28 protein-coding genes and 2 pseudogenes are annotated in these 25,523 nt (G+C 72.4%); 19 read left to right on the top strand and 11 right to left on the bottom strand.

Annotated features, from left to right (window positions below; translation table 11 throughout):
- Positions 1 to 6: 6 nt before the first annotated feature.
- Genes ABZT17_RS07965 through ABZT17_RS07955 form a run of 3 tightly spaced genes read right to left on the bottom strand, consistent with a single transcriptional unit; the run spans position 7 to position 3,761 of the window.
- Entirely contained in the window at positions 7 to 1,434 is a 1,428-nt protein-coding gene (locus tag ABZT17_RS07965; protein WP_356345107.1) for an exopolysaccharide biosynthesis polyprenyl glycosylphosphotransferase, read from the bottom strand.
- Positions 1,431 to 2,618, bottom strand: a complete 1,188-nt coding sequence (locus ABZT17_RS07960) for a glycosyltransferase (protein ID WP_356345104.1) — start codon at positions 2,616 to 2,618, stop codon at positions 1,431 to 1,433. Before ABZT17_RS07960 ends, ABZT17_RS07965 begins: the two co-directional genes overlap by 4 nt.
- A gap of 54 nt (positions 2,619 to 2,672) precedes the next feature.
- On the bottom strand, positions 2,673 to 3,761 hold the full coding sequence (locus ABZT17_RS07955) for a DUF3344 domain-containing protein (protein ID WP_356345101.1): 1,089 nt from the start codon (positions 3,759 to 3,761) through the stop codon (positions 2,673 to 2,675).
- A gap of 235 nt (positions 3,762 to 3,996) precedes the next feature.
- Here ABZT17_RS07955 and ABZT17_RS07950 point away from each other — a divergent pair, with 235 nt between their 5' ends.
- The 8 genes from ABZT17_RS07950 to ABZT17_RS07915 all read left to right on the top strand — a co-directional run bounded on the left by ABZT17_RS07950 (position 3,997) and on the right by ABZT17_RS07915 (position 9,073).
- Complete coding sequence (locus tag ABZT17_RS07950) at positions 3,997 to 4,236, top strand: chaplin (protein WP_356345099.1); 240 nt, start codon at positions 3,997 to 3,999, stop codon at positions 4,234 to 4,236.
- Between the two features lie 185 nt (positions 4,237 to 4,421).
- On the top strand, positions 4,422 to 5,255 hold the full coding sequence (locus ABZT17_RS07945; protein ID WP_356345097.1) for a hypothetical protein: 834 nt from the start codon (positions 4,422 to 4,424) through the stop codon (positions 5,253 to 5,255).
- 177 nt (positions 5,256 to 5,432) lie between these two features.
- On the top strand, positions 5,433 to 5,723 hold the full coding sequence (locus tag ABZT17_RS07940) for a hypothetical protein (protein WP_356345094.1): 291 nt from the start codon (positions 5,433 to 5,435) through the stop codon (positions 5,721 to 5,723).
- Between the two features lie 156 nt (positions 5,724 to 5,879).
- Positions 5,880 to 6,377 (top strand): DUF5949 family protein, encoded by a 498-nt coding sequence (locus ABZT17_RS07935; RefSeq protein WP_356345092.1) that lies wholly within the window; start codon positions 5,880 to 5,882, stop codon positions 6,375 to 6,377.
- Between the two features lie 5 nt (positions 6,378 to 6,382).
- A complete protein-coding gene (locus ABZT17_RS07930; protein ID WP_356345088.1) occupies positions 6,383 to 6,988 on the top strand; it encodes a vitamin K epoxide reductase family protein in 606 nt (201 codons plus the stop codon).
- Positions 6,989 to 7,090: 102 nt separating this feature from the next.
- Positions 7,091 to 7,606 (top strand): hypothetical protein, encoded by a 516-nt coding sequence (locus tag ABZT17_RS07925; protein ID WP_356345085.1) that lies wholly within the window; start codon positions 7,091 to 7,093, stop codon positions 7,604 to 7,606.
- Positions 7,607 to 7,734: 128 nt separating this feature from the next.
- Positions 7,735 to 8,223: a tyrosinase cofactor gene (locus tag ABZT17_RS07920; protein ID WP_356345083.1), complete on the top strand. Its 489-nt coding sequence runs from the start codon at positions 7,735 to 7,737 to the stop codon at positions 8,221 to 8,223.
- Positions 8,207 to 9,073, top strand: coding sequence for a tyrosinase family protein (locus ABZT17_RS07915; RefSeq protein WP_356345081.1), 867 nt, complete (start codon positions 8,207 to 8,209; stop codon positions 9,071 to 9,073). The genes ABZT17_RS07920 and ABZT17_RS07915 overlap by 17 nt, the downstream gene beginning before the upstream one ends.
- A 103-nt stretch (positions 9,074 to 9,176) precedes the next feature.
- Here ABZT17_RS07915 and ABZT17_RS07910 read toward each other — a convergent pair whose 3' ends face one another.
- From ABZT17_RS07910 to ABZT17_RS07885, 6 genes are all read right to left on the bottom strand, one after another.
- Positions 9,177 to 9,452, bottom strand: coding sequence for a chaplin (locus tag ABZT17_RS07910; RefSeq protein WP_356345079.1), 276 nt, complete (start codon positions 9,450 to 9,452; stop codon positions 9,177 to 9,179).
- Positions 9,453 to 9,589: 137 nt separating this feature from the next.
- Positions 9,590 to 10,549 carry a D-2-hydroxyacid dehydrogenase family protein gene (locus ABZT17_RS07905; RefSeq protein WP_356345160.1) on the bottom strand — a complete coding sequence of 320 codons (960 nt, stop codon included), beginning with the start codon at positions 10,547 to 10,549 and terminating at the stop codon, positions 9,590 to 9,592.
- 124 nt (positions 10,550 to 10,673) lie between these two features.
- Complete coding sequence (locus tag ABZT17_RS07900) at positions 10,674 to 11,912, bottom strand: ABC transporter permease (RefSeq protein ID WP_356345076.1); 1,239 nt, start codon at positions 11,910 to 11,912, stop codon at positions 10,674 to 10,676.
- Positions 11,909 to 12,631, bottom strand: coding sequence for an ABC transporter ATP-binding protein (locus tag ABZT17_RS07895; RefSeq protein WP_356345073.1), 723 nt, complete (start codon positions 12,629 to 12,631; stop codon positions 11,909 to 11,911). Before ABZT17_RS07895 ends, ABZT17_RS07900 begins: the two co-directional genes overlap by 4 nt.
- Positions 12,628 to 13,824 carry a hypothetical protein gene (locus tag ABZT17_RS07890; RefSeq protein ID WP_356345070.1) on the bottom strand — a complete coding sequence of 399 codons (1,197 nt, stop codon included), beginning with the start codon at positions 13,822 to 13,824 and terminating at the stop codon, positions 12,628 to 12,630. Before ABZT17_RS07890 ends, ABZT17_RS07895 begins: the two co-directional genes overlap by 4 nt.
- Positions 13,825 to 13,861: 37 nt before the next feature.
- Positions 13,862 to 14,410, bottom strand: a complete 549-nt coding sequence (locus ABZT17_RS07885; RefSeq protein WP_356345068.1) for a hypothetical protein — start codon at positions 14,408 to 14,410, stop codon at positions 13,862 to 13,864.
- Positions 14,411 to 14,502: 92 nt separating this feature from the next.
- Between ABZT17_RS07885 and ABZT17_RS07880 the strand changes: the two genes are divergently transcribed.
- The 3 genes and pseudogenes from ABZT17_RS07880 to ABZT17_RS07870 all read left to right on the top strand — a co-directional run.
- Positions 14,503 to 15,201: a response regulator transcription factor gene (locus tag ABZT17_RS07880; protein WP_356345065.1), complete on the top strand. Its 699-nt coding sequence runs from the start codon at positions 14,503 to 14,505 to the stop codon at positions 15,199 to 15,201.
- Positions 15,191 to 17,002, top strand: a complete 1,812-nt coding sequence (locus tag ABZT17_RS07875) for a HAMP domain-containing sensor histidine kinase (RefSeq protein ID WP_356345063.1) — start codon at positions 15,191 to 15,193, stop codon at positions 17,000 to 17,002. The genes ABZT17_RS07880 and ABZT17_RS07875 overlap by 11 nt, the downstream gene beginning before the upstream one ends.
- A 10-nt stretch (positions 17,003 to 17,012) precedes the next feature.
- Positions 17,013 to 17,387 (top strand): annotated as a pseudogene (locus ABZT17_RS07870) (ABC transporter substrate-binding protein); the annotation flags it as partial.
- A 151-nt stretch (positions 17,388 to 17,538) separates the two neighbouring features.
- Here the strand turns inward: ABZT17_RS07870 and ABZT17_RS07865 are convergent.
- Positions 17,539 to 18,237 (bottom strand): helix-turn-helix domain-containing protein, encoded by a 699-nt coding sequence (locus ABZT17_RS07865; RefSeq protein ID WP_356345060.1) that lies wholly within the window; start codon positions 18,235 to 18,237, stop codon positions 17,539 to 17,541.
- Positions 18,238 to 18,336: 99 nt separating this feature from the next.
- Between ABZT17_RS07865 and ABZT17_RS07860 the strand changes: the two genes are divergently transcribed.
- From ABZT17_RS07860 to ABZT17_RS07830, 7 genes and pseudogenes are all read left to right on the top strand, one after another.
- Positions 18,337 to 19,281, top strand: coding sequence for an NADP-dependent oxidoreductase (locus tag ABZT17_RS07860; protein ID WP_356345056.1), 945 nt, complete (start codon positions 18,337 to 18,339; stop codon positions 19,279 to 19,281).
- A 59-nt stretch (positions 19,282 to 19,340) separates the two neighbouring features.
- Entirely contained in the window at positions 19,341 to 20,021 is a 681-nt protein-coding gene (locus ABZT17_RS07855) for an SDR family NAD(P)-dependent oxidoreductase (protein WP_356345054.1), read from the top strand.
- Positions 20,022 to 20,136: 115 nt separating this feature from the next.
- Positions 20,137 to 20,508 carry a DoxX family protein gene (locus ABZT17_RS07850; RefSeq protein ID WP_356345051.1) on the top strand — a complete coding sequence of 124 codons (372 nt, stop codon included), beginning with the start codon at positions 20,137 to 20,139 and terminating at the stop codon, positions 20,506 to 20,508.
- A 37-nt stretch (positions 20,509 to 20,545) separates the two neighbouring features.
- Entirely contained in the window at positions 20,546 to 21,184 is a 639-nt protein-coding gene (locus ABZT17_RS07845; protein WP_356345049.1) for an NAD(P)H-binding protein, read from the top strand.
- A gap of 15 nt (positions 21,185 to 21,199) precedes the next feature.
- Entirely contained in the window at positions 21,200 to 22,240 is a 1,041-nt protein-coding gene (locus ABZT17_RS07840; protein WP_356345046.1) for an LLM class flavin-dependent oxidoreductase, read from the top strand.
- Between the two features lie 46 nt (positions 22,241 to 22,286).
- Positions 22,287 to 22,631: pseudogene (locus ABZT17_RS07835) on the top strand (NAD(P)H-binding protein); the annotation flags it as partial.
- A gap of 76 nt (positions 22,632 to 22,707) precedes the next feature.
- Positions 22,708 to 23,553, top strand: coding sequence for a tannase/feruloyl esterase family alpha/beta hydrolase (locus ABZT17_RS07830; protein WP_356345044.1), 846 nt, complete (start codon positions 22,708 to 22,710; stop codon positions 23,551 to 23,553).
- A gap of 68 nt (positions 23,554 to 23,621) precedes the next feature.
- On the opposite strand, the gene ABZT17_RS07825 is transcribed toward ABZT17_RS07830, so the two are convergent.
- Positions 23,622 to 24,863, bottom strand: coding sequence for an ROK family protein (locus tag ABZT17_RS07825; RefSeq protein WP_356345042.1), 1,242 nt, complete (start codon positions 24,861 to 24,863; stop codon positions 23,622 to 23,624).
- Between the two features lie 450 nt (positions 24,864 to 25,313).
- Here ABZT17_RS07825 and ABZT17_RS07820 point away from each other — a divergent pair, with 450 nt between their 5' ends.
- Entirely contained in the window at positions 25,314 to 25,523 is a 210-nt protein-coding gene (locus tag ABZT17_RS07820) for a hypothetical protein (protein WP_356345040.1), read from the top strand.

Raw genomic sequence — 25,523 nt, 5'->3', positions numbered from 1 at the left:
CGTCGCTCAGCTCCCCGTCGGACGGACGAGTGCGGCCGCGGTGCGCGCCAGGATGCAGATGTCCTGCCACAGCGACCAGTTGTCGATGTACGCGTTGTCGAAGCGGGCCCGGTCCTCGATGGAGGTGTCGCCGCGCAGCCCGTTGATCTGGGCGAGCCCGGTGATCCCGGTCCGCATCCGGTGCCGGGCCGCGTAACCGGGGTAGGTCTGGCTGAACTTGCCGACGAAGTAGGGGCGTTCGGGCCGCGGGCCGACCAGGCTCATATCGCCCCACAGCACGTTCCAGAGCTGGAGCAGCTCGTCGAGGGAGGTGCGGCGCAGGAAACGGCAGAACCACGACATGTGGTGCTCGTTCGCCACGCTCCAGCGGGTGGCGGCCTCGTGTTCGTCGACCGGGCGGTGGGTGCGGAACTTCAGGAGGGTGAAGGGGCGGCCGCCCATGCCGATCCGCTCCTGCCGGAAGACGACCCCCGGCCCGTCACTGAGCCGCAGAGCCACCGCGCACACCAGCAGCACCGGGCTGACCAGCAGCAGCAGGGTCCCGGAGACCAGCACGTCCAGCAGCCGCTTGCCCGCGCTGCCGTGCCGCCGCCCGTACCCCATGTCCAGGCGCCGGCAGGAGAACCCGGCGAGCTGGTCGCGGGTGGCGTACGACGGGGAGTCCGCGTCGACCTCCCACACCGCGCACCCGGACGCGGCGAGCGCGCGCAGCAGCGGCCCCTGCTGGGTGCGTACGGACGGGTGGACGGCCAGCACCTCGCGCACGCCGTTCTGGATGAGCGCCCGCTGCACGTCCTGACCGGTCGTCAGCACGGGCAGCCCGTCGGTGCCGTCGTGGTGCTCGGCGACGATGCCGACCGGCAGCACGCCCGAGCGCGGGTGGCGCAGCAGGGCCGCCGCCACCCGCTGGGCCGTCGCCGCCGGGCCGATGACCAGGGCGGTGCGGGGCCGGTTCAGCAGGGCCGTGCGCCGGTTGAAGTGGACGATCCCGCGGCCCGCGCAACTCGCCGCCGACTGGAGGACGAAGCCCAGGAGCAGGGTGCGGGCGGACAGCGCGTGCACCGGGGCGTACGCCGCCACGAGCGCCGCGAGCGCCAGCCACCCGACCGCGATCCGGCCGCAGACGGCGGGGAGTTCGTCCAGGACGCCGGGCACGGGTCTGAGCCGGTGCGGGCGCAGCAGCATCGACACGGCCACCAGCAGGCCCAGGAAGAGCGGGCGGCGCTCGGCCTCGGCGAACGCGAGCGCGCCGAGCAGCGCGCCCACCAGGTCCGCGCCGAGCAGCGGCACCGGCGAGGCGGGCCGGGCGGGCGGCCGGCGGGCCGGGAACCGGAAGCCGGCGGCGGTGCCGCGCGCGGGCATGACCGAGACGGGCGAGAATCCGAGATCCCGTGGCTGCCCACCGGGCGAGGGGACGGTACTTTCCGCGGTCACGAGTGGATGGACTCCCTGCACTCGGAGGGCTCTGTTCCTTGGGCTGCCTCAGGGGCGCCGCGGCCGGCCAGGAGGTCGCGGTACACGGCCGCCACCGCCTCGGCCGCCCGCCGCACGTCGTGCGTGGACAGGACGTGACGGCGTCCCTGGTGGCCGAGCGACTCGCGCAGCAGCGGGTCGAGCAGCAGTTCGGCGACGGACGCGGCGAGTGGGGCCGGGTCGCCCGGGGGGACGACGCAGCGGGGCGCGAGGTGGGGCGGCAGGCTCTCGCGGGCGCCGTCCACGTCCGTCACCACCACGGGACGCCCGCAGGCCATCGCCTCCAGCGGCGCGAGCGCCATGCCCTCCCAGCGCGAGGGCAGGACCACCAGGTCGGCGGCCTGGTACCAGGGGGCGGCATCGGGCACCGGCCCGGCGAAGAGCACCGACTCCGGTGCGCGGGAGCGCAGCCGGGCCGCGTCGGGCCCGTCGCCGACCAGTACCAGCCGCGCCCGCGGCACCCGGTCGTGCACGGCGTACCAGGCGTCCAGCAGGACGTCCTGTCCCTTCTGCCGGCACAGCCGCCCCACACACACCACGAGCGGCGCCGCCGGATCGACGTCCGGGAGCAGCGCCGCTCGTACGGTGTCCACGGCCGCGGGATGGAAGCGCTCGGGGTCGATGCCGTTCGGCACGACCGTCCACGGGGCGTCGATCCCGGCGCGCACACCGGTCGCGCGCTCCGCCTCGCTCACGCACACCACCCGGGAGGCCCAACGCGCCCCCCGTCGTTCCCACTTCAGCGCCAGCCGCGCCATCGCCCCGTCGACGGCCTCGAAGGACCAGGCGTGCGGCTGGAAGAGGGTGGGCAGCCGCCCGCGCACCGCCAGCCGTCCGGCGAGCCCCGCCTTGGCGCTGTGGAGGTGCACCAGACCGGGTCGCACGCCCTGGACGACACGCCCCAGACGGAGTACCTCTCGAACGAGTGTCGGACCCGGTGAGCGGGTCGCCTCCCAGCGTCTCACCTCGGCTCCCAGCGACCGCAGTTCGGCGGCGAGAGGGCTGTCCGGGCAGGCGACCGCGACATGCAGACCGGCCGCGAGCTGCGCCCGCGCCAGGTCCGTCACGACACGGGCGACCCCGCCGTCCACCGGCTGGGTGACATGCAGGACCCGCGGCCGGGGGTCGGGTGCTGACAGGTGCATCGCGCGGTTTCCTCGCTCACGGGTGGCGCTGCTGACTGCGGGCGGGAACGCGCCTCACTGCTGTGCGTCGACGGCGACGAAGAGCGCACCGGCCCATGCCGCGTCCCGCTGGGAAACGAGCCGGACGGCCAGCTGGTCACCACCACGCCTCAGGGCCGGACCGAGATCGAACACATCGGAGTCGTACCCGAGCGTGTTCGAGTACGACGGCACCCGCCGCGCTCCGGCGGCCCCCGGCTCGGCAATCGTCGAGTTCAGGGCGTCGCCGAGGGGGTTGGCCGGGTCGCTCAGCGGGGTGCTCGCCCGCGGGCCCGTGGAGACGGCGAAGGAATCGCCCGTACGGCCCCGGTCGCCGTCGTAGGCCACCAGACCCGCCCGGCCGCTCGCGCCCTTCGGGATGTCCGCGCCGCTCAGGCGTAGTTCCCGGGCCGATTCCAGGGTGTCGAAGCCGTCCCAGAGCGCGAGGTGACGCAGGGGCTCGGAGGCGTTCTCGTACGCCACCACGAGCGTCCATCCGCCCCACGCGCCCGCCGCCGACCTCCCCATCGCCACGTTCACCTGCGCCACCGTGTACAGCCCCGAACGGCTCTCCCGCACCAGCCCGGTGACGTCCGCCGAGGCCTGGAACGCGTCCGCGCCCTGCGCCACCCGGTGGCCGACCACCGTGTCCGCGAGGACCTCCTTGTACTCGCCGCCCGGCTCCGCGATCAGCACCCGCCCGTCGTCCTTCGGCGGTTTCTGCTCGCCGACGCGGAGGTTGCCGCCCCAGTACAGGCGCGCGTACGTCACCCGCGCGCCGTCCGGCAGACGGACCTCGGCGCGGGAGGAGTTGTAGGTGTTGGGGTCGCTGTCGACGTCGACGTAGAACATGTCGAAGTCGCCGTTGGCGGCCGTGGCGCCGTCGCGGGCCGAGGGGCAGGAGGGGGCGGTCGCCGGGCGGGTGGCGGGCGTGCGGCAGCTGATCGCCGTGTTGGCCGCGCGGACGAAGCCGCCGTGCTGCACGGCGCGGTAGCGCTCGGTGAACGCGAGGCGCTCGGCCTCGGGCGACGGCGGGGCGGCGGCGCGGGCCGGAGCGCCGATCACCCCGAGGGCAAGAACGCCCACCATGGCGCGGCGCAGCAGAGGACCCAGGGAATGACGCATGACCGGCGGTGCCCTTCCGGGGAATTGGCTGGTTATAGGGGCGGATCGGGAGGTGCGCAACTCTAGTCGTCAACCGTATTAATCATGCGAAACTGGACAAGTGTGTCGGATTGGTGAAAGCGGGCCCGTGGCCGGATCACTCCATTGGCGGCACAACCCGCGCGGCGATCGCGCGTTGACACAGCGCCGGGCATCCGCCCGGATGTTTGTGTCAACCCCCAAGGAGCACCTCTCCATGTCGCGTATCGCGAAGGGCCTGGTCCTTACCACCGCTGCTGCTGCGGCGGTCGCCGGTGGCGCCGGTATCGCCTCGGCCGACTCCGACGCGCACGGCGCTGCCGCCCACTCCCCGGGCGTGCTGTCGGGCAATGTCGTCCAGGTTCCGGTCCACGTGCCGGTCAACGTCTGCGGCAACACCGTCAACGTCATCGGCCTGCTGAACCCCGCGTTCGGCAACGAGTGCGTCAACGACTGACGTCGGCAACGGCAGACGTCGGCTGACGTAGACGCGCCGAGGCGCGAACCCTTTGCCGGCCGCCCTCCCGTGGTCTCTCCACGCGAGGGCGGCCGGTTCTCGTTTGGCGGTCGCTCTGTTGCAGGGCGCGCCGGGCCCTTTCACGGTGGGCACCAGGTCCCCTCGCACCACCGAAAGGAACACCCATGCGTGCTCTGCCCGCACGGCGTCTCGCGTCCTCCGCGCTCTGCGCCGCCCTCCTCGTCGGGATCGGCGCACCGGCCGCCGTGGCGGCCGACTCCGCCCGCGAGCGGCGTGCCGAGGCCGCGGTCCATGCGCCCGTCCCCGGCGCGGACGCGCTTCTCGCCCAGGTCAAGAGCCTCGGTGACCTGGGCGGTGTGCTCAAACCGGTCACCGATCTGCTCAACGCCGTGCTCAAGGCCGACAACGGCCAGCTCTCCACGGACGAGGCCACCAAGCTGGCCGACGCCGTGAAGCAGGCCATCGCCGGCATCACCGCTGCCGCCCCGGCCGCCCCGGCGGTCTCGGCCACGCCCGAGACACCGGCGGTGCCCGCGACACCCGCCGTGCCCGCGACACCCGCCGTGCCCGCGACACCCGCTGTGCCCGCGACACCCGCTGTGCCCGCGACACCCGCTGTGCCCGCGACACCCGCCGTGCCCGCGACACCCGCCGTCCCCGCCGTCCCCGCGGTGCCCGCCGCGCCGGCCCTGCCCGGGCTGCCCGGCCTCTCCAGGAGCGGCGACGACTCCAAGGCGCCGGCCGCCGACCTCGTGGGCGACGCCCTCACCGCCCTGCAGACGGCCGTCGACACCCTGGTCAAGGCGGCCACCTCCGGTGATGTCACCCAGGTGGCGCCGGCCGTGACGGGCGTGGTGACCGGCCTGGTCAACCTGCTCGCGGCCACCCTGCTGGGCGCCGGCCTGCCCGCGGCGAACCTGCCCGGACTGCCCGCGCTGCCGGCGCCCAGCCTCCCGGTGGCGACACCCTCGCTTCCGGTGGCGCTGCCCGCGGGCTGACACCGCCGAATTCACGGCCTTTCATATGAGGATGGGAAACCCGGATGAGACACACGGTTCATTCGGGTGGGGGCGCGGAGATTTTCCGCGCACGGGGTTTCCGCCGCGACGGTGAGTCGTTGGGCACGACGTCAGAATTCCCTGTGGTGACCCGAGTCGCCCGAAGAAAGGAACGCGATGAAGTCCCTGAAGGCTGCCGCCGTCGTCGCCGGTACCGTCGCGCTCGCCGGCGCCGCCGCGCCCGCGTTCGCCTACAGCCCCGCCGACATGACGCCCTCCAGCCTCACCGGCGCCGTGAACACGCTCACCAGCGGTCGGCTGCAGCCCGCCGACGTGATGCCGCTGCAGCACCAGTCGAACGCGCTGGACACCGAGAACAAGGACTCCCTGCTCAGCACCGTGAAGGGCGCGGCGGCCGCGCTGAACAACAACGGCGGGCTGCTGGGCGGACTTCCGCTGCAGCACTGAGCACGTTTCTTCGAAGGGGCCGATTCCCGTCGTACGGAATCGGCCCTCGGTGTTGTTCGACGGGCGTCCCTCGTTCGTGTGGACAGGGCGGGTGCGCTCACCCGGTCGGGTGAGAAGGCCGCCGGCCGCGCGGGGGGCCGTCGATAAGGTCGCGCGGTGACCTCAACCTCAAGTGAAACCCGCCCGTTCAACGCCGCCGACCTGGGCACTCTCGTCGTCATGGCGTGGAGCGGCGAGGCCCCCGACGGTGACATGCCCTACCTTCTCGCCTACCCCCTGGGGGACGGCGCGGGCGGCGCCGAGGCCTCGTCGGCCGCCGTCGAGCAGCTGCTCAAGGACAACGGGCTGCCGGTCGGCGGTGAGCTGATCGACGCCGCCGCCAAGTCCAGCCTCCCGGTGAGCATGCTGGTCGAGGCCGGCACGGCCGTCGTCACCCTGCCGGGCTGCAACGCCCAGTGCACCCCGCCGCCGGAGTGGCTCGCGGCCGTCGGCAAACGCGGCTTCGCCTACCTGGTGTTCACCAGCCGCCCCTGGCCCGAGGCGGAGCCCGGCAAGCCCGTCGACCCCGAGGCCTTCGCCGCCTTCGCGGGCGCCGACGAGACCCTGAACGCCGCCGCGCACATCGTCCTGCCGGCCCGCAGACTGCGCGGCTGACGGGCGTGGCCGCGGGACCACCCGCACGGGCGCGGGCCCAGGGCGCGGGTCCCGGGCTCGCCCTGCTGCTGGTGATCACCGGCGCGGCCGGGCTGCTGGCCTCCTGGGTGATCACCCTCGACAAGTTCAGGCTGCTGGAGGACCCGGGCTTCACCCCGGGGTGCAGCCTGAATCCCGTGGTGTCCTGCGGCAGCGTCATGAAGAGCGACCAGGCCTCGGCCTTCGGGTTCCCCAACCCGATGCTGGGCCTGGTCGCCTACGGCGTCGTGATCTGCGTCGGTGTGAGTCTGCTGGCCGGCGCCGTCTTCCCCCGCTGGTACTGGCTGGTGTTCGACGCCGGGTGCCTGTTCGGGATCGGCTTCGTGTCCTGGCTCCAGTTCCAGTCGCTGTACCGGATCAACGCGCTGTGCCTGTGGTGCTGTCTGGCGTGGGTCGCCACGATCCTGATGTTCTGGTACGTCACCTCGTACAACGTGAGACTCCGATTCCTGCCCGCGCCCGGCTGGGCGAGGGCGTTCCTCGACGAATTCACCTGGGTGGTCCCGGTGGTGCACATCGGGGTCGTCGGAATGCTGATCCTGACCCGTTGGTGGGACTTCTGGACAAGCTGATTACTGCTGCACCCGGGGGAATTGTGAACTGATGGCGCAGGCAGCCTCGTTACTCGGTAAGCACGCAGAGCCCGCCGAAACGCGAAAGGGACCGTACCCGAGATGAAGTCGACCACCCGAGGAACCCTTGCCGCCGTCATCACGGGAGTCGCGGCCGCCATGGGCGCCGCCGCGACGCCCGCCGCCGCGGTCGGCACGGTGCCCGTCCCCGTGCCGCTGGAGGGCGCCGAGCAGGCCCTCGGCATGGAACTGCCCAAGGTCGGCGGCGAGATCCCGCTGCCGACGCCGGGCAAGCCCGACGGGCCGCGGTACGTCGAGGGGCGGCTGATCCCTGAGCATGTGCTTCCGCAGCTGCCGGTCACCGGTGGGCTGCCCGGCGCGGGCCTCCGCGCGCCTCTGCCGCAGGTCCTCGGCGACCAGTTCGACCACGTCGGCCTCTCCACACCGGCCTCCGACCTGCGCACCCTCGCGCCCGGCCTGAACCTGGACGCCCCCCTCACCCCGCCCAACCCGGACAACGCGGGCCTGCCCGACCTGAAGCTCCCGGAGGCGGGTGTCCTGGCGCCGGTGCTGCAGACGGTGCCGGGGGCGAACCTCGGGCTGGGTCCCGGTCTGTAGGTCCGAGGGGGCCGGGGTTCGGGGCGCGGGTCACGTGGATGGGGTCCACTTGGCCGACCGACGGTGACCCCACCCCTGGTCCACCGGTTAGCGCTTCGTACCGAACCGACCCGGACGAGGAGCGAGCCATGGTTGTCAGCGCAGGTGGGGTGCCGGTGGGCGCGGAGCAGACGTCGGTGAGACCCGGGAGCCGACGGGACATGCTGCGGGGCCTGCTCGCGCCCGCGATGGCCCTGGCCCTCGCACCCGTCGTCGCCGCCTCCCGCCCCCCGCACACCGAACCCGGCCCCGACGACGGCGCCTTCGACGAGACGTACCACGGGCGTCGGATCCAGGGCGTCAGGATGCCCGTCGCCGCCGCCCCCGGCCGTGCCTACGACGGTGAGCAGTGGCATGTCACCGTCGACGGCCGGCCGCTGCATCTGATGCGCCGGGCCGACGGCACCTGGCTGAGCATGATCGACCACTACCGCTCGTATCCGACCCCCCTGGACGCCGCCCGGGCGGCCGTCGACGAGATGAGCCCCGGCGAACACCTGCGCGATCTGGCGCCGGGCCCGATGGGGGGCATGGGACACATGGGGGCGATGGGGGGCGGCCATGGCGTACACGCGTAAGGACGTCAGCACGCTCACGGCCGCCGAGAAGCGGCGGTTCGTGAAGGCGATGCTGGAGGTCAAGAAGCGCGGGCAGTACGACGAGTTCGTGCGCACGCACATCGAGTACTACACCTCCGACGGCGAGGACGGCCTGCGCACGGCGCACATGGCGCCCTCCTTCCTGCCCTGGCACCGCCGGTTCCTGCTGGAGCTGGAGAAGGCGCTGCGCAAGGTGGACGCGTCGGTGACGGTGCCGTACTGGGACTGGACCCGGGAGCGGTCGGCGACGGCGGCGCCCTGGACGAAGGACCTGCTCGGCGGTGACGGACGCAGGTCCGACCGGCAGGTGATGACCGGTCCGTTCGCCTACTCCGCGGGCCAGTGGACCATCAAGGAGGGCGTCACCGACGGCTCGTTCCTCACCCGTGACCTCGGCCGCTCCCGGGACCCGATCGAGCTGCCGACCAAGAGCGAGCTGGAGTCGGCGCTGGCCGACCCGGTCTACGACGTCTCGCCCTGGGACTCCACGGTCACCAGGGGGTTCCGCAACCGCCTGGAGGGCTGGGGGACCGGCCGGGGCACCGTCGCCTGGCGCAACCACAACCGGGTCCACCGCTGGGTCGGCGGCGCCATGCTCGGCGGGGCCTCCGTCAACGACCCCGTCTTCTGGCTGCACCACGCCTTCGTCGACCTGCAGTGGACCCGCTGGCAGCAACGGCACCGGGGCGCCCGCTATCTGCCGGCCAGCCCGCCCGGCGCCGGCGACGACCAGCACGAGCGGATCGTCGCCCGGCACCAGAAGATGCCGCCGTGGGACGTGACCCCGGACGACATGGAGGACGTGAGCCGGATCTACCGCTACGCCTGAGCGGGTCCGGACACGGGGAGAGCCCCGGCGCTCGAGGTGCCGGGGCTCTTCTCTGCGGACGACCGTGCGTACGGCTGTGCGTACGGTCGTGTCTATGACGGGCTCAGTGGCCGTAGCCGTAGCCACCGCGGTCGTGGTCGCTCTTGTTGACGCAGGTGTTGCCGAACGCGGGGTTCAGCAGACCGATCACGCTGACGGTGTTCCCGCACACGTTGACGGGGATGTGGATCGGGACCTGCACGACGTTGCCGGACAGCACGCCGGGCGAGCCGACGGCCTCGCCCTGGGCGCCCGCGTCGGCCATGGCCAGCCCGGCGCCGCTGAGGACGACGGCACCCGTGCCGAGCGCGACGCCGGCCACCTTCGCGATGCGAGACATCACGTTCTCCTTCTGACTCGGTGAGTGCGCCGGCACAGTCCGCCGTCGCACTTCCCGTTCAACGCGGCCACTGACGGAGGGTCACGGCGTTCATCGGTGCATCACCCTTTTTGAACACCAGTCGGCACCCGGTTGTCTCAGCCCAGCAGCCGCGTGGGCGATCCGTCCAGGTATGCCCGGATGTCCTCCACCGCCTGTCCGTAGTACGTCTCGTAGTTCGACCGTGAGACATAACCGAGGTGCGGGGTGGCGAGCAGCCGGGGCGCGGTGCGCATCGGATGGTCCGCGGGCAGCGGCTCCACGTCGAAGACGTCGACACCGGCTCCCGCGATACGGCCCTCGCGCAGCGCGGCCAGCAGCGCGTCCTGGTCGACGATGGCGGCGCGGGAGGTGTTGACCAGATGGGCGGTGGGCTTGAGGAGGGCGAGTTCGGCGGGGCCGAGCAGGCCGCGGGTGCGGTCGGAGAGGGCGAGATGGATGGACACGAAGTCGCTCTCGGCCAGCAATTCCTCCTTGGAGGCGGCGAGTTCGACGCCCACCTCGTCGGCGTGCTCCTTGGTGAGGTGTTGGCTCCACGCGCCGACACGCATGCCGAAGGCGAGGCCCACCCGGGCGACCCGGCTGCCGATCCTGCCGAGGCCCAGCAGACCGAGCCGGCGTCCGTGCAGGTCGGCGCCGACCGTCTGCTGCCAGGGGCCGCCCTCGCGCAGGGCGTTGTTCTCCTGGACGATCCCCCGGGCGAGGCCGAGCAGCAGGGCCCAGGTGAGCTCGACCGGCGGAGTGGAGGCGCTCTGCGTCCCGCACACCGTGACGCCGGCCGCCTTAGCGGCGGCGAGGTCGATGACGCTGTTGCGCATGCCGGAGGCGACCAGCAGCCTCAGCCGGGGCAGCCGGGTGAACAGGGAGGCCGGGAAGGGGACCCGCTCGCGCAGGGTCACCACGATGTCGAAGCCGGCGAGCGCGGCGGCCAGTTCGTCCTCGGTGCCGAAGTGCTCGGCGAAGGAGGTGACCTCCACCCGGTCGGCCACGGCCGACCAGTCGGCGACGTCGGCCGCCACCTGCTGGAAGTCGTCGAGCACAGCACAACGGAGCCGCACGGCCGGTCCCTTCGTCGATACGTCCGGTGAGTGGATGCCCGTCACCGGTGAGTGGATGCCCGTCACCGGTGAGTGGCTGTCGATCACCCATACTCGCGTATCGGCCCGGTGGGGTGCCGTGCCGTCAGGTCGTCGCCAGGGCTTCCGTCGGGGTCAGACGGGCGGCGCGGAGGGAGGGGTAGACGCCGGCCAGCATGCCGATCAGGACCGCGCCGGTGAAGCCGGCGGTCACCGAGGTGAGAGGGACGACCGGCGGCCAGTGCTGGTGGGCGGCGTAGGCGAGGGTGGCCAGGGCGCCGAGGGCGGTGCCCGCGAGGCCTCCGAGGGCCGACAGGACGACCGACTCGGTGAGGAACTGGGCGCGTATCTGGCCCCTGTTGGCGCCCAGGGCGCGGCGCAGGCCGATCTCGCGACGGCGTTCGAGGACCGAGATGACCATGGTGTTGGCGACTCCGATGCCACCGACGAGGAGCGCGACCCCGGCGAGTCCGAGGAAGAGCGCGGAGAAGGTGGACGCGGTGGCCCGTTTGGCGGCCAGCGCGTCGGACGGGCGGCTGACCTGGACCACGCCGGGCAGCGGGGGGTTGATGGTGGCGGGCAGCACGTCACGTACGGCCTCGATCTGTGACTCCTCGGCCTTGAGGTAGAGCACGGTCGGGTGGCCGTCGAACTTCAGCAGGGTGCGCGCCGCGTCCCAGCCGACCAGGACCGAGCGGTCGATGTCCGGTGAGAGAGGGGTCTGGTCGAGGATCCCGATGACGGTGAACCAGTGGCCGCCGACATAGATCTGCGGGGCGGGCCGGCCCGTGGTGATCTTCGGGACGCCGAGACGGGCGGCGGCCACCGAACCCAGGACGGCCGTGGGGAACCTCTCCGTCGACGGGGTGAGGAAGCGGCCGGCGGCCACCCGCGCGTTGATCGTCCGCAGCAGGTCGAGTCTGCTGGCGAGGACGGTGAGGCCGGTGTAGTCGGCGGCGCCCAGACGGTCGTTGCGGAAGACCTCCGTATGGGTGTTGGCGACCGCGCTGGCCGCCGTGACCGGCCCGATCCGGCGCACCATGTCCACCGACTCGGGGGGCAGCAGCACCGGCGGGTCCTGGTTGGCCGGTACGGCCCTGAGCATGTTGGTGCCCAGCGCGGAGAGCTCCTTCATCAGGGCTTTCTGACTGGACGCCGGGATCCCGGTGACGACGATCAGGGTGGCGATGCCGATCGAGATGCCGAGCGCGGACAGGGCCGCCCGTATCTTGCGGGTACGGATGCCCAGCAGCCCCAGGCCCAGGATGTCCAGCGGCGCCAGCCGCACCGGACTGCTGCCGCCGGCCCCGCCGGTGGCGTGCCGCCGCGTCGATGTGATGGTCATGAGTGGCTTTCCATACGGGCGTCGGCGTCTGTGTCGGCGTCGACGCGGGTGTCGGAGCGCAGGCGGCCGTCGCGGATCTCCACCCGGCGCGGCAACTGGGCCGCGATGTCCCGGTCGTGGGTGATGACCGCGATGGTGGTCCCCTCGCGGTTCAGCGCGGTCAGCAGATCCAGTACGGCCACCCCGTTCGCGGTGTCCAGAGCCCCCGTGGGCTCGTCCGCGAGGACCAGGACGGGCCGGTTGACGAGGGCGCGGGCGATGGCCACCCGCTGCCGCTCCCCGCCGGAGAGCTGCTGCGGCAGATGACGGGCCCGGCGCGCCAGCCCCACCCGGTCCAGTGCCTCCAGGGCGAGCGGCCGGCGTTCGCGGCGCGGCACCCCGGCGTACAGCAGGCCGGTGGCGACGTTCTCGGCGGCGGTCAGTCCGTCGGTGAGGTGGAACTGCTGGAAGACGAAGCCGAGTCGGCGGCCCCGCAACGCCGACAGCCTGCGGTCGGAGAGCCTGGCCACGTCCTGGCCGTCGATCTCCACGGTGCCGCTGGTCGGCCGGTCCAGCGTGCCCATGATGTTCAGCAGCGTCGACTTGCCCGAGCCGGACGGGCCCACGATGCCGAGCAGTTCGCCCTGTTCGACGGCCAGCCAGACGTCGTGGAGCGCCGTGACCCCGCCCGGGTACACCATGCTCGCGCCCCGCACCGCCAGCACCGGGGGCGCGCTCATGACGCCGTCACCACCCTGGTCCCGGCGGCGATGCCGTCACCGCTGATCTCCACCATGCCCTTGGAGAACATCCCGGTCCGCACCGCCACCAGCCGGCCGCCGGGCAACTGGACCGCGTACCCGCCCTCGCGCAGCGCCGTCAGGGCGCCGATGGGCACGGTGAGCACGCCCTTGCGGGTCTCCGAGGTGAACTTCACCTGGACCGGGGCGGAGTTCAGTCCACGCACCGCCGCGGTGTCGCGCAGGCCGATGCCGACGGTCAGCCGGGGCTGCCCGGAGGAGTCGTCGCCGCTCGACGCGTCGGTCGTGCGGACGGTGGCGCCGATGGAGGCGATGGTGCCCGGGACGGTGGAGCCGTCGGGAAGGCTCACCGTCACCGTGTCGCCCCGCTTCATCGAACCCGCCTCGCCCGGATCCACCTGCACGGTCACCGACTTGGCGGTGGAGGTGACCGTCATCAGGGTCCCGTCGGCCGGGTCGGCGAGCTGCGCCTGGAGGCCCTCGACCCGTACGGCACCGGAGAGGACCGCGACCTCACCGACGCCCAGCACGCCGGTGGCCGGTATGCCGGCCGCGGTCTGCCAGCGCTTGATCGCGGCGATGAGACCGGCGGTCAGGACGCCGTCGCCGCGTTTGACCTGGACGGGGGTGGTGGAAGGCGCCGCGGGGGCGGTGGGGGAGGCGCTGGACGAGGGGCTCGGCGAGCTCGCGGCGGCCGTCGGCGTGACGTGCCGCGGGGTGACCCAGGTGCCCACCGCGGGCTGTACGCCGATGTCGTAGCCGAGTGCTTCGAGGTTGTCGGCCACCGTCCTCACGTCCGGACCGGTGGTGCCCTGGGCCTGAAGGGTCCGGTACAGCGGTGTGCCGCCGTAGAAGACCGGTACCGGCACGTTGTCCACCCGGTACAGCGGCCGGCCCCGGCGCACCGTGGCGCCGGTCGCCGGCAGCCAGGTGAGCAGGCCGCTCCTGCCGCCCTTCACCGTGGTCGCCCGGCCGTAGCCGAGACTGCCGTCCAGCGTCTGGGCGTTGGAGAGGTCGCTCCGGGTCACGACGGCGGTCGCGGTGTGCACGGCGCCGCCGCCGGTGTCCCGCTTCCCGCCGTCGTTCTGCCACGCGGTCACGGTCAGCGCGCTCGCCACCACGACCGCCACGGCCACCGCCCCGATGACCGCCCGCCGTCTTACCGGTGCCACGCGCCGTCTGCTCGCAGGACGGGCGGCCTCCGTGTCGTCAGTGTTTGTCACCGAACGCCTTCACCTGACAGGCGACCATGATCTGGTCGTAGTTGGGGGCGTTCATGCTGGCCCCGTCCTCCAGGCCCCAGCCCCGGTCCGTGACCACGCTCTTGATGTGGTGCTCGTTCATGCACTGCACCATGGCCCGGGTGTCGTCGTCGAAGTCCGGGTTCTTGGCCGGGTCCAGCTCCGGCGGATCGAGCGGCAGTTTGCCGGCACAGGCCTTCACACCGGGGGCGTCCGGGTGTCTCTTGTACGTCTTGTCGACCCCGTGCTCCTTCAGACAGGCGGTCCAGCCGTCCCACATGCGGTTGACGTCGTCCTGGGTGCTGTCCAGCCGGATCTGCGGGCGGCCCGCGTCGGGATCGGCGCTCGCCTTGGCCGAACCTCCGCTCCCGGAAGGGGAGTTCAGGGAGGCGACCTCGTCCTTGCCGCCCTTGTCCGCGTCGTCGTTCCCGCCGACGCCCCCGCACGCGGTGAGGAGGAGCAGGCCGGCCGCACCGGCGGAGGTGAACACCGCGGCTCGAGTGAAGGGTTTCAACATGGCGCAGACCATGGCCCGAAGTTATGACGATCCTGTCAGGGCGTCGTCAGAAAACCGTCTGACCTGATCCCGTCGTGCCTACGCTGACCGCCATGAACGCCCGTGTCCTGGTGGCCGAGGACGACATCAAACAGGCCGAGGTCATCCGCCGCTACCTGGAGCGGGAGGGGCACACCGCCCTGCTCGTCCACGACGGGCGCGCGGCGCTCGACGAGGTCCGTCGCCAACGGCCCGACCTGCTGGTCCTCGACGTGATGATGCCGGTCGTCGACGGTCTGGACGTGTGCCGGATCCTGCGGCGGGAGAGCGATCTGCCGGTGCTGATGCTGACCGCCCGCAGCACCGAGGAGGATCTGCTGCTCGGCCTGGAGCTCGGCGCCGACGACTACCTGACCAAGCCCTACAGCCCGCGTGAACTGATGGCCCGTATCCGCACGTTGCTCCGGCGCACCCGCACGGCCGCCGCCCCGAGAGACCCGGTGCTGCGCGTCGGCGCCCTCGCGGTGGACCCCGTCCGCCGTACCGTCGAGATCGAGGGCCGCCAAGTGGCCTGCACCCCGGGCGAGTTCGACGTCCTCGCGACGATGGCCGCCGAACCGGAACGCGTCTTCACCCGGCGCCAGTTGCTCGCGGGCACGCGCGGCGACGACCGCTACATCACCGAACGCACCATCGACGTCCATGTGTTGAACCTCCGCAAGAAGATCGAGGCGGTACCGCGCCGGCCGCTCTATCTCCAGACGGTGTTCGGAGTCGGCTACCGCCTCAGCGACGGCAGCCGTGGACGCTGAGACACGGGTGAGCCGCCACGGCAGACTGCCGTTGCGGCGGAGCCTGCTGGTCCGACTGCTGGCCGCGTCGATCACCATCGCCGTCTGCTCGGTCGCGGCCACCGCCTGGCTCGCCGCGCGCACCACCACCAGCGCCATCCAGCAGGAGCAGGGACAGGTCCTCGCCGACGACGCCCAGATCTACGACACGCTCATCGGCTACGCCGCCGCCCACACCGGCTGGACCGGGGTCACGCCCGTCCTCAAACGGCTGACCGAACGGACCGGCCGCCGTATCACCCTGACCACCCAGGACCGCCTGCCCATCGCCGCGTCCGGCACCATGACCACCCTGCCCACCAAGGCCTCGGCGCTGATCGACCCCCTGCGGGCCGACCCCGCGCTGCTGCCCGGCGTCAAGGCCGACGGCATCGACCCGCGGGCGGTCGGCCCGTACCGGCTGCCGAAGGCCGAGCGGCAGGAACTGCTGAGCCGGGTGGGGAAGTTGCAGTCCTGTCTGCGCGGCGCCGGTTACCCCGCCGGAGTCACCGAGGAGCCGAGCGGCAGGCCCGCCCTCGTCCTCGGCGGCGACAACGGGACCCAGCGAAAGGTCGGCGAGGTGTGCCAGCTCTACCGGCTGGACGATCCCACTCCCACCGAGAAACGGGCCCTCGACAAGCTCAACGCCCTGGTCGCCGGCTGTCTGAGACGCCAGAACCTCGGCCCCGTGGAGGTCGATCTCAGCTTCAGTCCCCTCGGAAACGCGGGCGGCGCCGTCCAGCCGTGCGTCGACACCGCCCGCCGCGAGCAACTCGGTCCCTACGTCGCTCCGGCCGCGCTGCTGTTCGTCGCCACCCCCGCCGGATCGGCGGCCGCACCCGGCTTCGACCTCTCCTCGGCCAACACGGCCCGGGTCGCCGGTGTCGCCGCGCTCGTCCTCGTCCTCACCGTGGCCGTCACCGTCACCGTGGGCACCCGCCTGGTACGGCCCCTGCGCGCGCTCACCGACGCCGCCCGCCACCCGGCCCAGCAGCATCTGCGGGTACCGGTGACCACCCACGACGAGATCGGCCGGCTGGCCGCCGCCTTCAACGACCTGGCGGAGCGCCGTGAGCGGGTGGAGGACGAGCGCAAGGCGATGGTCAGCGATGTCGCCCATGAACTGCGCACCCCGCTCAGCACGATCCGCAGCTGGCTGGAGGCGGCCCAGGACGGACTGGCCGCCTCCGACGAGGCGTTCGTCGCCTCCCTGCTGGAGGAGGCGCTGCTGCTCCAGCACATCGTCGACGACCTCCAGCACCTGGCGCAGGCCGACGCGGGCCGCTTCCGGCTGCACCCCGAGCCCCTGCGGCTGCGGGACCTGCTCGACCATGTCGCCGGGGCCCACCGCGGCCGGGCCGAGACAGCCGGCGTCACGCTCACCACCCGCGTCGAGGACACCCCGGACCTCTCCGCCGATCCCGTCCGCCTGCGCCAGGCCGTCGGCAACCTGCTGTCCAACGCCCTCCGGCACACCCCTGCCGGAGGCACCGTCACCCTGCGCTGCCGCCGGGCGGGCGGGGACGTCCTGATCGAGGTCGCCGACACCGGCACCGGGATCGCCGCCGACGACCTGCCCCGCGTCTTCGACCGCTTCTGGCGCGCCGACAAGTCCCGCAGCCGGCAGACCGGCGGCAGTGGCCTGGGCCTCGCCATCGTCCGCCAGCTCACCGAGGCGCACGGCGGCACGGTCTCGGTGACCAGCACCCCGGACAGGGAGACGGTCTTCACCCTGCGTCTGCCGTGCACCCCCGGCGAAGCGCCCCCGCAGACCGCGCGTTGAGACGGCCTTCCCAGCCGGCGCCGTCTACGCCCCGTTCAAGGACCCGCACGGTGCCTGGGTCGCCGTGCAGGTGAGCGCTTTCAGTTTCATGTACGGCCCGGCGGCGGTCGGTTCGGACGTGCGGGCAGAAGGCCATCGGCGTCGGCGGCTCCGGCGCGCCCCTGGCCTCCGGGCCCGTCAAGTGGGTGCTCCCCGAGGGGGCGACGCCGTTCATGTCCTGGGGGCAGCGCGCCCCGATCCTGAAGCAGGCCAAGAACCCCACCGCGGCCGTTTCATGGCGGACCGCGCCGGGGTCGAGCGCTGGAAGCAGACGTTCGCCCTGTACTTCGGAGAGGTCAAGGGAGACCCCTCGCCGGGCTCGCTCGGACTGCACCCGGGCGCCTGACGCGGATCGCGCCGACGTCTCCCGCCCCGGCGACCGGAAACGGTCGCCCCTCGAGTACGCCTCGGGGGGCGGCCCTCGCGTTCACCCGGCGTCCTGGCCGAAGGGGTGCCCGCCGCGTCGTGAACGGGCACGGCGGCTCAAGGGCCGTCGCCTACGCGGAGCCCGGTCCGGTCCGGGCGAGGCGGACCATGGCGCGGAAGAGGGCCCTGGGCGCCGGGGCCTCGGGCACCGCCGGGATGGGTGCGCCGGGGGCGGCGTAGGAGCGGATCATGTGGCCGACGAGCCGCTGCCAGGCGTCGGGGGCGGAGTCGCCGGCGGCGGCGATGACGCCGGCGTTGGCCATCTGCAGGATGACGAGGTCCTCCGGGACGAAGTCCTCGCGCAGATGTCCGGTGCCGCGGGCGCGGGCGATGAGGTCGAGGAACGCGTTGTACGACTCCACGCGCCGGGCCTCCAGCGCCCTGGCGGCCGGGAACGACATGGTCAGGACGTCGGCGAAGCCGCGGTCGGCGGCCTGCATGGCGCAGACGGCGTGGATGAAGCCGGTGAAGCCGTGCCAGGGGTCGGGGTCGGCGAGCGCCTCGGTGACGGCGCCGGCGTAGGCGTCCATGCGGTCGGCGAAGACGGCGTTGATGAGCTCCTCGCGCCCGGCGAAGCGCCGGCTGAGCGTCGCTTTGCCGACGCCCGCCTCGCGGGCGACGGAGGCCATGGACACGCCGAGCCCTTCGGTGGCGAAGAGGCGGCGGGCGGCGGCCAGGATGAGATCGCGGTTGCGCTCGGCGTCGGCGCGCAGTCGGGCTTCCGGCTGCGGGTCCGGGGTCGGGGTCGGGTCGGAAGGTGCGGAGGTCATCCACCCAGTCTAGCCAAGTGGAACAGGCGGCCCACTTCTGCTGTTACGCTCGACGGAACGGAACCGGGAAGGCCGGTCCACTTATCGAGAGGCACTGTCATGCGCGCTGTGACCCTGGACGCGGCTCCTGCCGCCCCCGCCGTGACCGAGGTGGACGTTCCCCGTCCCGAGGCCGGAGAGCTGCTGGTGAAGGTGGCCGCCTCGTCGGTGAACGGCTTCGACCTCGCCGTCGCCGCCGGCTATCTGCAGGGCATGATGGAGCACCGCTTCCCGCTGGTGCTCGGCAAGGACTTCGCGGGCACCGTCGAGGCGCTCGGCCCGGGCGTGGAGGGCTTCGCGGTCGGTGACGCGGTCTTCGGCGTCCTGATGAAGCCGTTCCTGGGCACCGGGTCGCTCGCCGAGTACGTCACCGTGTCCGCCGGATACGGTGTCGCCCCGCTCCCGGAGGGTCTCGCGGTGACGGACGCGGGGGCGCTGGGCGTGGCCGGAGCGACCGCGGTGGACTGCCTGGACGCGGTGGCCCTCGCCGAGGGCCGGACGGTGCTGATCTCCGGTGCCGCCGGTGGGGTGGGTTCGCTGGCCGTGCAGCTCGCCGCCGCCCGTGGAGCGAAGGTGATCGCCACCGCTCGCCCCGGTGCGCAGACCGACTTCGTCACGGGCCTCACCGGCGCCGGCGCCGAGGTCCATGTGGTCGACTTCACCGCTGATCTGGCGGCCCAGGTCCGCGCGATCGCCCCGGACGGCGTGGACGCGGTGCTGCACCTGGCGGGCGACGGCGCCGAACTCGCCGGGCTGCTGCGACCGGGCGGCCGGATCGCCTCACCCACCGGTCTGACCCCGGACGCCGTCAAGGAGCCCGACGTCACCGTCCACCCGATCATGGCCGACCCGAACGCCTCGACCCTGACCGCGCTGGCCGAGCAGGCCGTCTCCGGCTCGCTGCGGGTGCCGGTCACCGCGACCTACCCCCTGGAGCGGGCCACGGAGGCGTTCACCGCCTTCACCTCCGGCACCCCGGGCAAGATCGCCGTCGCCTGCTCCTGAAATCCGCCCCCGGATCAATACCCCGCGTTCAAATCCCCCACCCCGGAAGAGAGTTCAGCATGCCCACCATCGCCGTCATCGGCGCCGGCCCCGGCATGGGCCTGGCCATCGCCCGTACCTTCGGCAGCCGCGGGTTCGACGTCGCCCTGATCGCCCGTACCAAGGAGAAGCTCCAGACGCTGGTCGACCAGCTCGGCCAGGAGGGCATCACCGCCGAGGCGTTCCCGGCCGACATCCTGGACCGGCCCTCCCTCACGGCCGCCCTGGACGCCGTGAAGTCCCGCTTCGGCGGTATCGACGTACTGGAGTACTCACCGGCCCCGCACTCCCCGGTGCCCGGTCACACCCTGGCCGTCCCCTCCGAGGTCACGGTCGACAATCTGCAGCCGCAGATCGAGTACAACCTCTACGGCGCCGTCACGGCCGCCAGGTCGGTCCTGCCCGCGATGCGGGAGGCCGGCGCCGGAACGCTGCTGTTCACCACCGGCGGCGGTTCCCTGGACCCGGTGCCGATGCTCGGCAACGTCAACGCGGCCGCGGCGGCCCTGCGCAACTGGGTGATCAACCTGAACAAGGAACTGGCCGACAGCGGTGTGCACGCCGCGCACGTGGCGATCAGCGTCTGGATCGGCGGGGGCGGCCCGGAAGGCGCCCCGACCGCCACGGCCGACGAGATCGCCCCCCTGTACTGGGACCTGCACGAGAAGCGCGACCGCGCCGAGGCCGTCTTCACCGCGTGACCCGGCCCGCTTCACCTCCTGATTCGGCCCGCTTCATCGCCTGACCGGTCCGCTCCCGGGAGGGGCGTACCGCCCCTCCCACCCCCGTCCCCTTCTCTGTCAAGGAATTCCGTACGTGAACGTCTTCTTGTGGATAGTCCAGGCCGTGCTGGCCGCCATGTTCGCCCTGGCCGGTGTCATGAAGTCGACCCAGCCGAAGGAGAAGCTGGTCGGTCAGCTGCCCTGGACGGCCGACTTCTCCCAGGGCACCGTCCGCCTCATCGGCATCGTGGAGTTCGCCGCCGCGCTCGGGCTGATCCTGCCCGCGGCGACCGGCATCGCCTCCGTGCTGACCCCGCTGGCCGCGACCGGTCTGGCCGTGGTGATGGTGCTGGCCGCGATCACCCACGCCCGCCGCAAGGAACCGGGCGCGATCGCCTTCAACGCCGTCCTGCTGATCCTGGCCGCCCTGGTGGCCTGGGGCCGCTTCGGCCCGTACAGCTTCTGACCCCGACCTGTCACCGGTCTTCGAGGAACCACCCCTGATGCGTGTCACCGTCTTCGGCGCGACCGGCGCCATCGGCCGGCTCGTCGTCCAGCGACTCCTGGACGACGGCCACGAGGTCACCGCCCTGGTCCGCACCCCCGCCAAGCTCGCCCTCGCCCACCCGCGCCTCACGGTCCGCACCGGGCAACTGTCCGACCGCGCCGCCGTGGAGCAGGCCGTCGGCGGCGCCGACGCCGTGATCAGCGCGCTCGGCCCCTCGCTGAAACGGTCCACGAAAGGCTCCCAGCTGGCCGACGGAACCCGCACCCTCGTGCAGGTCATGGAGGCACGGGAGGTCACCCGCTTCATCGGTCTGGCCACACCCTCACTGGCCGACCCCCGCGACAGGCCGCACTGGAAGCACAAGGTCCTGCCCGTCCTGGCCGGACTGATGTTCCCCCACGCGCTGGTCGAGCTGAAGGGGATGACCGAGGCCGTCACCGGCTCGGGCCTCGACTACACCATCGCCCGTATCACCAACCCCACGAACAAGGCCGCCACGGGCCGTGTCCGCTCCGGGTTCCTCGGCCACGACGAGGTCGGCTCCGCCATGAGCCGCGCCGACATCGCCGCGTTCCTGGTCTCCCAGCTCACCGACGCCCGCTACCGGCGGGCCATGCCCGCCATCAGCAACTGAAGCCAGGACCCGGCCATGACCTTCGAACTCGGCGTCTACTCCTTCGGCAACACCCCCCGTCTCCCCGACGGCAGCCGCGGACCCACCGCCCAGGCCCTCCGTGACGTGCTGGAGGCGATCAAGCTCGCCGACGAGGTGGGGCTGGACTTCTTCGGGGTCGGCGAGCATCACATGCGGGCGATGCCGCTGTCCTCGCCCACCTCGGTCGTCAACGCCGCCGCCGCCGTCACCCGCCGCATCAAGCTCGGCACCACGGTCACCGTCCTGTCGACCGACGACCCGATCCGGGTGTTCCAGCAACTGGCGACCGCGGCCTCGCTGGCCCCCGGACGCGTCGAGCTGGTCGCCGGGCGCGGCTCGTCGACGATCACGTTCCCGCTGTTCGACCACGACGAGCGCGACTACGACATGCTGTACGCCTCCAAGCTCGATCTGCTGATGGCCGTCAACACCGGCGCGAACGTCACCTGGCAGGGCCCGCACCGCAGGACGCCGCTGCGGAACGTCACCGTCTTCCCCCGCCCCGAGCAGCCGCTGAAGATCTGGCTGGGCACCGGCGGCAGCCCGAATTCGGTGCATCGTGCCGTGGAGCTGGGGCTGCCGATGTTCCTCGGCGTCCTCGGCGGCACTCCCGGGCACTGGGCGCGCTACGGCCATGCCTACCGCGAGGCCTGGGCCGCGTCCGGTCACCCCGCCGAGCGGGCGGAGATCGCGGTCTCCGCGCACGGGTTCGTCGCCGGGTCCGACGTCCAGGCCCGGTCGACGTACCTGGAGTACGAGCACCGCATGATGGCCGAGGGACTGGCGGAACTGGGCCGCCCGGCCCCGTCACGCGCCGACCGCGCCGCGAACTACGGCCCCGGCGGGATGGTCTTCGTCGGCGACCCCGACGAGATCGCCGACCGCATCCTCCACCTGCACGGGCTGCTCGGCCACACCCGCCAGATCCTCCAGATGGACGTCGGCGGCATGCCCCAGCGGGACTTCCTGCGCGGCATCGAACTCCTCGGCACGAAGGTGCTTCCGCGGATCCGCGCCGAACTCGCGGCACCGTGAGCGCGGCCGGCTCCGCCCCTCGTCTTCGTGGAGAGGGGACCGACCGGTGAGGATCGCCGTGTTCGGCGCGAACGGGCCGACCGGGCGGCAGGTCACTCGCCAGGCCCTCGCCGAGGGGCACACGGTCACCGCCGTCACCCGCAGGCCGGAGTCGTTCCCCCTACGGGATCCGCGGCTACGGGTGACGGGCGCGGACGTGCTGGACCCCGCCGGAGTCGGACGCGTCGTGGCCGGACAGGAGGCGGTGATCTCCACGCTCGGCGCGTCCAGGAGCGAGAACCCGGTCAGTGTGTACTCCCGGGGCGTCACCCACCTCACCCGGGCCATGGCCGGACACGGCGTCCCGCGCCCGGTCTGCGTGACCTCGGTGGTGCTCTTCGGCGAGAAGGCACCCGGCGAGAGCCTCCTCTTCAGGAAGGTGCTCAAGCCGCTGAGCGTCCGTTTCCTCGGCCGCAGGGACCGGCAACGTGCTGGAGCCCGCCAAGCTGCGGGCGTTCAGGCGAGCGGCGGTGGAGGAGTGCGACGGCCCCCATGGTCTGGAGTACGGGGACATCGCTCCTTTCGGGACGCGTGGATTCGACCCCGCGCGAGTCGTCGGGACGGTGACGGAGGCGGGTGAGATCACGGCCGCCGACGCCGAGGTGGTCCGCACGATCTGGGACGGCCCGAGGACGTCGACCGGTGAGCAGCTCTGGTACGGCCTGCTGCCCAGCACCGAGAGCTGGGCCGACGGTTCCGTGCCTGTGGGTCTTGCCGCGACCCAGGAGATCGACGGTGAGCTCACGCCTGTCCCCTTCATGGTCGCGGAACCGTGGTTCAAGTGGCTGCTGCGCGACCCGGCGTGGGACTGGAGGACTCTGACGTTCCAGCAGTTCGAGGAACTCTTCGCGCAGGGCGTGGAGGAGTTCGCCGAGTTCGCCGGCGACGACCCCGACCTCAGCCGCGTGCGCGACCGCGGGGGAAAGGGCGGGGAGGCGGAGACCTCGGACTTCGTCCGCCTGTTCATCTCCTCCGGGGACACCCACGGCTTCTCGTACTTCGGCCCCGGCCCCCATCTCGCCACCGGCATGGCCGCGCTGATGGAGTGGGTCGAGGAGGGCAGGGCCCCCGAGGTGCTCATCGGTGAGACCTACGACCCCGCGGCCGGCAAGGTCACGATGACCAGGCCGGTGTACCCGTACCCGCTCGTCGCCCAGTACGACGGCGAGGGGGACCCGACGACGCCGCGAGCTACCGTCCGCGCGGTATCTCCTGACGGACAGCGCGAGGCGGACGGCCTCGCTCGGACCGCTCTTCCGCGGTCCCGGCCCTGAGCCACCGGTTCGCCCTCGCGTGTACCGGTGCCCCAGGGCCTCCGTGTGTCCCCTGGCCGCGGGTGGGATCAGCCGACGCCCGCCATGCCCGCGAGTTCGGTCTCGACGCCCTCCGGGGAGAGGATGTGCTGGCAGACGAGCTGACTGGCGCCCATGGTGGCCGCCCGGTCGCCGGCGCGGGAGAGGACGATCCGGAGGTTGGTCGTCGCGAGCGGAGGCGAGCGGTGGTAGACCACCTCGCGCACTCCGGCCATGAGGTGCTCCCCGGCCGCCGCCATGGAGCCACCGATCACGATCATGCTCGGGTTGAGCAGGTTGACGCATGTCGCCAGGACCTCGCCGATGTCACGCCCGGCCTGCCGCAGCGCCTGGATCGCGGCGACATTGCCGTTCTCGGCGAGCGCGACGACGTCGGCTCCGGTCGCGGTGTCCAGGCCCTGCGCGGCCAGAAAGCGGGCGACGGCGTCTCCGGACGCGATGGCCTCCAGACACCCGGTGTTGCCGCAGCGGCACACGGTGTCCTCCGCCCGGGCGGCACGGACATGCCCCAGATCACCCGCGGTGCCGTCGGACCCGCGCTGCAGCTGGCCGCTGCTGATCACTCCGGAGCCGATGCCGGTGGCGACCTTGACGAACAGCAGGTTGTCCACGTCGGGCCAGTAACCCGCCCGCTCGCCGAGCGCCATGATGTTCACGTCGTTGTCGACCAGCACCGGCGCGGGCAGGGCTGCCTGCACCAGGCCTACGACGTCGAAGCCGTCCCAGCCCGGCATGATGGGCGGCTTGATGGGCCGGCCCGTCGTGTGCTGGACGGGACCGGGGAGGCCGATGCCCACCCCGGCCAGCTGGTCCGGTCGGTGGCTTTCGGCGAGCAGACGCTTCCCCGAATCGACGACGTACCTGAGCAGCGCCTCGGGTCCCGCCGCCACGGGCATCTCGGCGCGCTCCTCCGCCAGCACCCGGCCGGTCAGATCGGTGAGGGCCACCCGTACGTGACTTGCGCCGATGTCGGCCGCCAGCACCGTGCGCGCCCGAGGTTCGAACGCGAAGCGTGACGCGGGCCGACCGCCGCTCGACTGGGCGTCGCCGACCGGGACGACGAGTCCGGAGCGCAGCAGCGAGTCGACCTTGCCCGCGACGGTCGAACGGGCGAGCCCCGTCGTCATGGCGAGCTGCGCCCGGGTCCACGGCCTCCCGTCGCGCAGCAGCTGGAACAGGTCGCCGGCGCGAAAGGCCCCGGTGGCAGGAGCCTGCTCACTCTGGGTGACCCGGACGGGCTCACGATGGCCCTTACGTCGCTGTTCTGCCATGAGCCGAGTATTCCATAGCTCCCTTTCGGTGAACATCATCCAAGTTAGATAAGGAGTCTTCGTACTTTCTATTGTTCTCCGTCAAAAGTGCCCGTAGGGTCCGGCGCAACCGCAGTAAAGCTTGGGAAAACCCCACCCCTTCAACGAAGAAGGAGCAGCTGTGCGATCCACTGGTACGACCTGTACGCGCCGTGGCTTCCGGGGTCTCGCGGCCGCCGCCGCGGCGGCTCCGGCGCTCGCCGCCTGCGGAGCCGGATCCGCCTCCTCGGGAGTCGGCGGCACCATCAAGTTCTGGGACATGCCATGGGGACTCCCGGCCTACAACGACGCGGCCAAGAAGGTCGTACAGGCCTACAAGCCGTCGTCAGGGCCAGATCGCCTACGCCGACGGCGTCATCGCCGCACTCAAACGGCGGCGGAGTCTTCACCCCGGACGGGCAGCTCGACGTGATGAACGACCGCAACGTCGAAGCCACCGAGTTCCTGCTCGAACTCGTCTCCCACCGCATCATCGACCCGGCCGCCGTGAGCTACACGACCGACGACATGCTCGCCCAGTGGAAGAAGGGCAAGGCCGCCTTCGGTCTCTACTACGCCGAACTGCCCCAGCGCGCCGGTGTGGCGGACGACGACACCCTGGTGGCCCTCGCGGGCCGCTGA

Origin of the sequence: Streptomyces sp. NPDC005648, assembly GCF_040605395.1 — a bacterium.
Classification (GTDB): Bacteria; Actinomycetota; Actinomycetes; order Streptomycetales; family Streptomycetaceae; genus Streptomyces.
The sequence above is the reverse complement of the archived record's forward strand: the minus strand, read 5'-3'. Positions and strand labels throughout refer to the sequence as shown.